This is a genomic window from Vibrio sp. YT-19(2023) (assembly GCF_033337395.1).
Genome location: NZ_JAWOQN010000012.1, coordinates 134,809 through 143,836 on the forward strand (window position 1 = coordinate 134,809; position 9,028 = coordinate 143,836).

Annotated in this window: 10 protein-coding genes; 9 read left to right on the top strand and 1 reads right to left on the bottom strand. The window is 41.0% G+C overall.

Translation table 11 applies throughout. The features are described 5' to 3' along the window. Positions 1 to 13: 13 nt before the first annotated feature. The 4 genes from tyrR to R7E78_RS11475 are packed head-to-tail and all read left to right on the top strand — an operon-like array spanning position 14 to position 3,255. Positions 14 to 1,558 (top strand): transcriptional regulator TyrR, encoded by a 1,545-nt coding sequence (gene tyrR / locus R7E78_RS11460; RefSeq protein ID WP_047103197.1) that lies wholly within the window; start codon positions 14 to 16, stop codon positions 1,556 to 1,558. A 36-nt stretch (positions 1,559 to 1,594) separates the two neighbouring features. Then, the gene (rimJ, locus tag R7E78_RS11465) at positions 1,595 to 2,179 is read left to right on the top strand and encodes a ribosomal protein S5-alanine N-acetyltransferase (protein ID WP_025767303.1); all 585 of its coding nucleotides are present in this window, start codon (positions 1,595 to 1,597) and stop codon (positions 2,177 to 2,179) included. A 1-nt stretch (position 2,180) separates the two neighbouring features. Further along, positions 2,181 to 2,768, top strand: coding sequence for an HD domain-containing protein (locus tag R7E78_RS11470; protein ID WP_005376917.1), 588 nt, complete (start codon positions 2,181 to 2,183; stop codon positions 2,766 to 2,768). Between the two features lie 13 nt (positions 2,769 to 2,781). Next, on the top strand, positions 2,782 to 3,255 hold the full coding sequence (locus R7E78_RS11475) for a DUF2947 domain-containing protein (protein WP_017636094.1): 474 nt from the start codon (positions 2,782 to 2,784) through the stop codon (positions 3,253 to 3,255). 43 nt (positions 3,256 to 3,298) lie between these two features. Here the strand turns inward: R7E78_RS11475 and R7E78_RS11480 are convergent, their stop codons facing one another. Further along, positions 3,299 to 4,261 carry an integron integrase gene (locus R7E78_RS11480; protein ID WP_017636093.1) on the bottom strand — a complete coding sequence of 321 codons (963 nt, stop codon included), beginning with the start codon at positions 4,259 to 4,261 and terminating at the stop codon, positions 3,299 to 3,301. A gap of 238 nt (positions 4,262 to 4,499) precedes the next feature. On the opposite strand from R7E78_RS11480, the gene R7E78_RS11485 reads away from it, so the two are divergent. The 5 genes from R7E78_RS11485 to R7E78_RS11505 all read left to right on the top strand — a co-directional run bounded on the left by R7E78_RS11485 (position 4,500) and on the right by R7E78_RS11505 (position 8,985). Beyond that, the gene (locus R7E78_RS11485) at positions 4,500 to 4,892 is read left to right on the top strand and encodes a hypothetical protein (RefSeq protein ID WP_262640756.1); all 393 of its coding nucleotides are present in this window, start codon (positions 4,500 to 4,502) and stop codon (positions 4,890 to 4,892) included. A gap of 642 nt (positions 4,893 to 5,534) precedes the next feature. Then, positions 5,535 to 6,236 (top strand): hypothetical protein, encoded by a 702-nt coding sequence (locus R7E78_RS11490; protein WP_213879641.1) that lies wholly within the window; start codon positions 5,535 to 5,537, stop codon positions 6,234 to 6,236. Between the two features lie 146 nt (positions 6,237 to 6,382). Then, on the top strand, positions 6,383 to 6,913 hold the full coding sequence (locus R7E78_RS11495) for a GNAT family N-acetyltransferase (RefSeq protein WP_140315880.1): 531 nt from the start codon (positions 6,383 to 6,385) through the stop codon (positions 6,911 to 6,913). A gap of 668 nt (positions 6,914 to 7,581) precedes the next feature. Next, complete coding sequence (locus tag R7E78_RS11500; RefSeq protein WP_065871652.1) at positions 7,582 to 8,295, top strand: hypothetical protein; 714 nt, start codon at positions 7,582 to 7,584, stop codon at positions 8,293 to 8,295. Between the two features lie 255 nt (positions 8,296 to 8,550). Continuing rightward, positions 8,551 to 8,985, top strand: coding sequence for a hypothetical protein (locus R7E78_RS11505; RefSeq protein ID WP_318057882.1), 435 nt, complete (start codon positions 8,551 to 8,553; stop codon positions 8,983 to 8,985). Positions 8,986 to 9,028 lie beyond the last annotated feature (43 nt).

A 9,028-nucleotide genomic window follows, 5' to 3' on the forward strand; every position in this document is an offset into this window, starting at 1 on the left:
TGGGATATTTTTAGTGCGTCTTGAAGTCTTATGTGAAGATCGACTCGGCTTGACCCGAGAACTGCTCGATATTTTAGCGTCTAAAAGCATCGACTTGCGTGGTATCGAAATCGATATTAGCGGTATTATCTATTTGAATTGCCCGGATATTGATTTTGATACGTTTAGTGAGCTGATGGCTGAAATCCGCCGTATTCCGGGGGTGAAAGACGTACGTAAAATCCAGTTTATGCCGATGGAGCGCCACAATACGGAGCTGCTCTCGTTAGTTGATAACTTGCCCGATCCGGTTTTTGCCATTGATCTTAAAGGTGCCGTAGACATGGCAAACATGTCTGCACTTTCATTGCTTGGCCTTCACAAGCAAGAAGTGATTGGTACTCAAATCGGTGCTTTGTTACCAAGTGTTCGTTTCTCTCGTTGGTCTGAAGGTGTTAATGGTCGAACGCGGGAAAACCTTGTGATTGATGGCTTGGACTATGTTCTAGAGTTGATGCCCGTTTATATCCGAGACGAAGCGCAAAACTCGACTCTAGCGAGTACTCTAATGACGATTCGCTCTAGTCAGCAAGTTGCCAGAATTGAAGAAGCACTACCGCTGCATAATCCTCTGGGTTTTGAGCACTTTGTTGGTATATCGAACCGTCATAAAGCACTAATGAACCAAGCTAAAAAGCTGTCTGTGCTTGACCAACCATTGTTGATTGAGGGCGAAACGGGGACTGGTAAAGAAATGCTTGCTAAAGCTTGCCACAGCCGTTCTAGCCGCGCGAGCAAGCCATTCCTAGTTTTGAGTTGTGCTTCGATGCCTGACGATGTAGCAGAAACCGAACTTTTTGGTCATGCGCCGGGTTCATTCAATCATGAACAAGGCCACAAAGGCATCTTTGAGCAAGCAAATGGCGGCACGGTATTTCTTGATGAAATCGGTGAAATGAGTTCGCACCTTCAAATCAAGCTGTTACGTTTTCTACAGGATGGTAATTTCCGTCGTGTCGGTGCAGAAGATGAGATGCATGTCGATGTTCGTATCATCGCTTCAACAAAACATAACCTTGCCGAGCTTTCTGAAGCAGGAATGTTCCGTGAAGATTTGTATTATCGTCTCAACGTACTTACGCTCAGCATTCCTCCGTTACGTAAGCGCTCAAACGACGTTGCACCATTGCTTGAGTTGTTTGTGGCGAAACATGCTCAACAGCTTGGGATTGATAAGCCAGAGTTTGATGATGGTCTAGTTGATGCCCTTGCAAATTATCAGTGGCCAGGAAACATGCGCCAGCTGGATAACATGGTTCTTCGAGCGCTCACGGAAATGGATGGTGATATACTAAACGCGGGTCACTTCAATTTACCTCAGCCTCAGTCAGTCGGCGCTGGTAGTGCAACGCTTAACATCGACGGTTCTTTGGATGAGATCATGCGTGATTATGAATCTCAAGTTCTGGAACGTTTGTATCAGTCATTCCCATCAAGCCGTAAGCTTGCTAAGCGCTTAAATGTATCGCATACCTCAATCGCTAACAAACTGCGTGATTACGGTATCCGTAAGAATTAATCGAATTGAACGAAAAGACGGAATTAATCATTTGTAATGGAAGATAACAGCTCATCTATCGCCGTTCATATGTTGGACGGTGACTTGCTTCTTCGTACCGCTGAAATCGGTGACGCAGATATGATTGCCGAATATTTTCAAGCGAACCGAGAATACCTGAAACCGTTTGAACCGAAACGTGAAGAGGCTTTTTTCTCAGTGAACGGTTGGTTGCAAAAGCTTATCAAGCTCAATGAGCTGCATCGAATGGGATTGGGGTATTATTGCCTTTTAGTCAGAGCCTCTTCGGGTGAAATGCTAGGTACGATATCCTTTAGTAGTTTGAGTCGTTTTCCTTTTTATTCTTGTAACGTCGGATATTCTCTCGCTGAAAAAGCGCAAGGGCATGGTTATATGCGTCGTGGATTAACCATGGCTTGCGACTACATGTTTAACGTTCAGAAACTGCATCGTATTCAAGCTGGCTACATGCCTCACAATAAACGCAGTGAATCTGTGCTAGAGCATGTAGGGTTCAACCGAGAAGGGTATGCAAAAGATTACCTTTTGATTAATGGTGAGTGGCAAGACCACGTTCTAACGTCGCTTATTAATCCGAATTGGCAGCAAGAAGGGCGATAGTATGGAACGATTGGAAAAGCAGTTAGCACTTGTAATCGAGCTCGATAAACTCAAAAGCATTTTGCGCCGAACTCGAGTTAAAAGTGCTGAAGGGCGCCTCGAAAATAGTGGTGAGCATAGTTGGCATGTCGCACTGATGGCAATATTGATGGAAGAGCATGCGAATGCACCTGTTGATATTTGCCGAGTGATGAAAATGTTATTGATACATGACGTAGTAGAGATCGACGCGGGCGATACCTTTGTTTATGATACTGCTGCGTCTCAAGAGCAAGCAGAAAAAGAAATTAGAGCTGCAGAGCGCTTGTTTGGTATGTTACCCAGCGATCAGGAGCAAGAGCTATTGGCGCTTTGGCATGAATTTGAAGCCGCGCAGACCGATGATGCTAAGTATGCAAAAGCACTCGATCGGTTAATTCCAATGCTCTTGAACTACCATAATAATGGTCAGAGTTGGAAGGAACATGGTGTCTCACGCGAACAAGCACTTACCATTAATAAACGAATTGAATTTGGCTCTGTTACCTTATGGGACAAAGCGAAAGAGTTGATTGAAGAAGCCACAGAGAAAGGTTGGCTGAAATCGTAATAAAGGAGACTGAATGTCTTATTTGCCTTTGGACGAATACCAAAGAAAATGGATTTTTACGCATCAGTCGATGCCTGTGCCAGAAGAAGATTTGGCTTTTATTAAGCCGATGAGCCAAGCCCGCTCAGCACAATTTTGGAAAGAAAATATCAGTGCTCAAAGCCCTGATATGGATAGACTAAGTTCCCAAGACTGGCCAATGAACGAGGCGAATTGGTCTGAAACTGTGGATTGGATGGCTGCGTGGGAGTCGGATGATCCTGACATGCCAGCGGAAGCTGAGGCACATATCGATTGGCAAGACGATGTAACCGTTTACTTTTGCTACGAGAAGTACAATGTCATCGAAACGAAATGGTCTATTTTTAAAAAGCACTGGAAGAACTTTCTCTTTTATGATGATGGTCCGATACTAATAGGACGTCGCCGTTCGCAAGCACTTTGGTTTGATTCAAAAGGCAATGTGAAACTCGGTGTTCGTCAATAAAGAGTTATAAAACAAAGCCACCTTTCGAGGTGGCTTTGTTTTTCTAAAGGCTGGATAATGGACTCAACACACCACCAGCCCCGCGCTCGATAACGTGAGTATAGATTTGCGTGGTTTTTACATCAGTATGCCCTAATTGTTCCTGAACAGTTCTAATGTCTGCGCCAGATTCCAATAAGTGCGTGGCAAAACTGTGTCTTAGTGTGTGGCAAGTTACAGTTTTCTCAATGCTTGCGTCGCTTGCCGCGCGCTTTACTGCTCTTTGTATTGCGCTTTCATTGATATGATGCCTTCTCAATTCACCAGTGTCTCGATCTGCGCTTAACTTTGTTGATGGAAACAAAAAGTGCCAGTTAAAATCTAGCTCCGCTTTTGGGTATTTACGTCGTAAACCTTCAGAGATGTATACGCCCGCATAACCAGGCATGTGCCTATCTTTAAAGTAGTAGTTTCTTGCTAAATTAACTTGAGCTTTGAGTGGTTCATGTAGTTCTTTGGCTAATGTGACTGTACGATTTTTACCTCCTTTTCCTTGCCAAACGCGAACTGCACCATAATCATAATCGATGTCTTGAACTCTTAAGCGTAAACATTCCATAACTCGAAGCCCGGAGCCGTAAAGTAGCTGAATATGGAGTCTATACCTCGGGTCGATATGCTGAACGAATCTTCGGATCTCCTCCCTGGTTAACACAACGGGAAGTTTCTTTTCGGTCAAGGATTTCTGAAATCTCATATCAAGTGATAGTGGGGTTTTAAAATAATCACGATATAAAAATGATATTGAGTTCAGCGCCAAAGCTTGCGTTTTTACCGCAACTTTTTCTTCTACCGCTAAGTAACTCAGAAATTGAATGACATCATCTTCTGCTAGTGTTGATGGGTGGGCGAGCTGGTGAAAAGTGATAAAACGTTTTATCCAAAATAGATAACTTTCGATAGTTTTATTCGCATAATGACGAGTAAGCATGTGCTCTTTTACACTAAGTAAAAACTGACTTTTCATGATAAATTAACCTGTTTATTTACACAGTTCCGTTAATGTATCACCACTTTTGAAATTAGCGTGCTGTGCGCCGCCTAATTGCGCGCGCCACCACACATATTCATACTGTTTTTCTATTTGTTTCATACAGATAAGTGCTACGATTGATAGCGCTTTTGATAAGAAAGAAGGCGGTAGCCTGCCAGAAAGACGGCAAGTCGCCGTATAGAAAGCGTTATACCCTTGAAAGGAGTTGGTATTGAAATCGTATGTGGTTAGTGAAAAAGTCCTGAAAAAAGTGATGCTTACCCTCTATCATCGTATCGTTGAACAAGAGAATGATGGGGTACTTGATCTAAACAGATATAAGTTTCATGCCTTTTATCGTGACATGGAAGTTCAAGTGCCTGAAGTAGTTGATAGGCAAAGATCTATACCAAAAGTTAACTATGCAGCTTATGTTATGAGGATGGATGAACTGGGCTACATCAAGAGAGATGGTATGAGTTTTGTGTTTACTGATTCAGGGTTTTTAGCGGCTAGTAAGTTGGCTTATCCAGTTAGGGTATGGTTTAAGACTCATTGGCTTGGGCTATCAGGCTTAGTTGTAGGTATTGCAGCCTTAGTCGTTGCGATCAAGCAGTTACCTTGAGTACGGGTATAACAAAGCATTTAAGAGTGATTCGCAACGCTTGGCGCTTTCGCTTCGCTCAAGTATAACCAAGCGCTGCTCACACCTTAATGCGGCGTTAGCAGTCTACATCACTCGATGGCAAATTTTGTGACAAATCGAAGTTTTTTCGTTAAAATCATCTTTATTATTAATAATTTATACGCTATGGGATGTAGGATTGGGGACTTTTGAACAAAGTGAAATGCCTGGACTTATCAGTAAGTTTTCTAGTGCTATCTTGACTGGAGGTAGCTGGCTGTTTCCGATAGGCCTACTGCTAATGACATTTCTTATGAAATGTTTTGTGTACAAGCGAATTTCTGGGCTTAACTTTTATCGCTCATTAATTGTGTTGCCTATTGAAATTAAAACAGTAGCGTGTTCATTCGTATTTGCATCTGCAGTACTTCAACCAGTTCATGCTATTGGGTTATTGTCAATGGCAATGCTTGGTCTGTTCGTATTGGGTGTATCAATTGGCATTTACAATTATCTAGAGGTAGACAATATAACCCAATTGAACTCAAAAAGAGCGAACGCTTATCTTTTCTTATCATTTATAGTGTCTGCTTATATGCTTCATTTCTCAATTTTAGTTATGCAAGTCAGCGAGGTTGCAAAATGATTGACATTAATAGCCTTGCGATTGAAACGCTAATCCAGTCAATGCCGACAATGCTTATGATTGCGGTAGGTTTTGTTTCTATAAGGGGATTGCTAGCTTCTTACTTAAAATCAAAAGAGTACAGTAAGGATAGCTATCGTAAAGATCTAGAAGTTGAAATTGCTAAACTCAATGCCAGAATGACTATGAGTCAAGATCGTTTTGAAAGTGTCAATCATCTAGTAATAGGTGGTAACCAGAAAATCCGCAAAGATAGCGCTGATGACTTTCTAGAAAGGATGGGTGTAAGTAAGGATGTTGAGGTTAAAAGTAAGACCGTCTTTGTTTTAACTCCTTTCAATGATGAATACGATAAAGACTATCAATGGGTTAAAGAGGCATTTGGAAGACATAAATATACTTGTACTAGAGGTGATGATGTCAAAGTCCAAAATAACTTGTTACCCCATATCATTAAGGAAATGTTAAGCTCGAAACTTGTTGTTGCAAATATTTCAGGGCGAAATCCTAATGTATTTTACGAGCTTGGTATTGCTCATGCGTTAGGTAAAGATGTTATATTAATATCTCGAAGCGAAAAAGATATAACCTTTGATTTGTCTTCTTCTCAAATAATTATTTACCAAGATAAAGAAGATCTTAATTCTTCTATTAATGAGTGGTTGGTTAGCCTTTTAGAGTCAAAATTAGACAGCTAACAAAGCATTTAAGAGTGATTCCCAACGCTTGGAACTTTTCATTCCAGTGTTGGGTTTTGTGTTTATGGTGGTATGGTTAAGTTTCGTGGTAGCGTTGCTCACACCTTAATGCGGCGTTAGTTTGCTTCAAAGAATAGGGAAGTATCGTGGAAGAAAAACGAATCAGTATTAGACGAGCAAAATCAAGTGAACTGGAATCAATCCATGCTTTGGTTACTTCAAACGATGCATGGACTCAGTTTAATGGTCCATATTTTCCGTACTCTCACCCTTCATTAAAGCAGTTTGAAAAGTCTTCGTTTCAACGGTTATTAGTCGGCTCAGATTTACAGTTAATCACTGTCGATGATACTCCGATAGGGACAGTCAGTTGTTATTGGGAATGTGAAGAAACTCGCTGGCTTGAAGCTGGTGTGGTGATCTACGATTCTAAGTTTTGGGGGCAAGGTATTGCTGCGTTGGCCCTTCCTCAATGGATATCATACTTGTTCAAAAATAACACAATCGAAAGGGTTGGTTTGACAACATGGTCAGGCAATCCGCGCATGATGTCTCTGGCGCTGAAGTTGGGTTTTCAACAAGAAGCAAGGCTAAGAAAAGTACGTTACTATGAAGGCGAGTATTACGATTCAGTGAAATATGGGGTGTTGCGTTCGGAGTGGCAAGAACGCAACTAACAAAGCATTTAAGAGTGATTCTCGATATTTCTTTAAGGTTTTGTTTTGTATGGAATTTTGTCTTAGTGCTTCTCCCCAGGGGGAACATTGAGGGGAACTGCGGAAAATAACTCTTAATTGTGATTTAAATCACTATTTTTGCTTATTTTTGTTTCGGCTCTTCACCGAATAGCCTCTCAGAGCAAAATGTGCTCAAGAGGAGCAATTCAAGTTTGTGGAACTAATCTCAGGCTTCGAGGTACTTTTTAAGATAGCGCCCAAGCTTTTTAAAGCGGTAGTTCTTGCCCCATTTCGTGCTGGCAACAAGTAAGAAACCCTTACCAGTTGCTTTCCAACTCAAAGCAATTCTTTAGTTGTTGCGTCCGCTGTAACGAGCCTATGCCCCAAACCTTGCTAGCAATGATGATTCGTTCAATCTCATCATGGAAGTTTGAACTAGATTTTGTTATCCAAGTGATGCCTCAAGGTATGGGTTTTGTTAGTTTGACTAATGAGTTAGTATGAGATAGATCGTTAAATTAAGGCTGGATGGAAGCCTGCTCACTCCAATAAGGCAAACTCTTTCGAGAACCATAATCCTAAATTATATATTTTTTCTTATTTATTTCGGCGGGAAGAAGAAAATTAGGAGTGGATTTACTTAGCTTTTCGTCTAGGTATATAAGATCATGAATATTACTCAATCTTTCATTTCAAATGTCAAGAAACTAGCTAAAAAGATTCAAGTTGAACTAGGTGTTAAGCACACCCAAGCACTTGAATTAGCAGCACGAGAAGTTGGCTTCCCTAACTACCATTCGCTATTACAGCATTCGAAAAAAGCTAACAATCATAGAGCTAATATAGTTAATGCAAATAAAGGTATGGATGGGGTTAATCAAGAGTTCGCTATGGCTCAGGGGAATAGAGGTAAACAGCTTAATCCAAATCAAAACAGCTCTCTATTGGTTATATTTGATGATGATTTGATGGTAAATGAGCTAGAGTATGAAGGCACCACTCCCAAACTTATTAGACGTAACTTTAAGGCCGAGTATCTCGATAAAGGCTTTGCAACCGATATAGGTGCAAGGATACTAAGTTTCGCTGAACTTAAACACCGTGACTTGGATATAGGCTATGGTTCGCAATTACACCAGTGGGGATACATCTGTGTTGAGTTCTTACGAAACAGAAACAATCCTTGGACTATTGAAGACGCTAATGAAATTGCGAAAGAGCGCATAGGTTCGAAATTTGGCTCTTGCTACCGTGAATTCTTTTTCATCGATGGAGAATATGTAAATAACCATGTCTATGATGAAAGAACTACAGCATTAGACCTCGAAAACGATAGACAGTACCATCCAGCAATCGATGGCTATCATGACAACTATAGCTAAGTGTTAACTTAACTAGCCCACTTTTGAGTCAGTTGTTCTTCCTAGCTGACTCATCATTGCCCCACTTCGCGTTAATGTATTTACTCAGTAGCAGAGAAAACTCGCAGTTTTCCCTAGAATAAGTAATGTGACTAGCCATAGATGTAGGTAATATCAACTTATAGGATTTCACCGTCCCCCCAATCTACTAACTAGGTGAACCATGACAAGTAAGAAGAGTAAGCCACCAACAATTTTGATTAAGAGGTATTTAAATTGAAAAGAGATGTCGCGCTACTAGTAGCCGAAGCGCCTTGGTTTTCATTCAAAAACAACAGAGATCAAGCGACTGGACTCCCTTTTTTTACAGGGATAAAGCAGTATGTGAACAAAAATGCTAAAAAGTCACAGCTTAATATTTATTCATGTGATTATTACGATAATAACTCGTTGGAATATGCGTTAAATCACCTAACTGACACGGAAGAGAACATACAAATACTTTACATCGGTGGACATGGTGATGGTAAGTGCGTAGCTGATGCTTCCATTAAAAAAGTATCAGAAATGGTTAAGAGTAAAGGACGCAATATAAAGGGGCTGATTGTGAGTTCTTGTTTGGCTGCTAGCAAAGATACTCTCTCTGAATCAACGTCTTGGGGAATAGATGACACTAGTGATCTGCTCCAGCCAGACTGGACACTCCATTAAGCGACATTTTGTTGTTCAAAGTTAACTGGGCTTAGATACCCGA

What these genes read in the sequence shown, in the direction of transcription:
- rimJ (WP_025767303.1), top strand. Translation starts at nt 1,595, where the DNA reads ATGGAAGATAACAGCTCATCTATCGCCGTTCATATGTTGGACGGTGAC.
- R7E78_RS11470 (WP_005376917.1), top strand. Translation starts at nt 2,181, where the DNA reads ATGGAACGATTGGAAAAGCAGTTAGCACTTGTAATCGAGCTCGATAAA.
- R7E78_RS11475 (WP_017636094.1), top strand. Translation starts at nt 2,782, where the DNA reads ATGTCTTATTTGCCTTTGGACGAATACCAAAGAAAATGGATTTTTACG.
- R7E78_RS11480 (WP_017636093.1), bottom strand. Translation starts at nt 4,261, where the DNA reads ATGAAAAGTCAGTTTTTACTTAGTGTAAAAGAGCACATGCTTACTCGT.
- R7E78_RS11490 (WP_213879641.1), top strand. Translation starts at nt 5,535, where the DNA reads ATGATTGACATTAATAGCCTTGCGATTGAAACGCTAATCCAGTCAATG.
- R7E78_RS11500 (WP_065871652.1), top strand. Translation starts at nt 7,582, where the DNA reads ATGAATATTACTCAATCTTTCATTTCAAATGTCAAGAAACTAGCTAAA.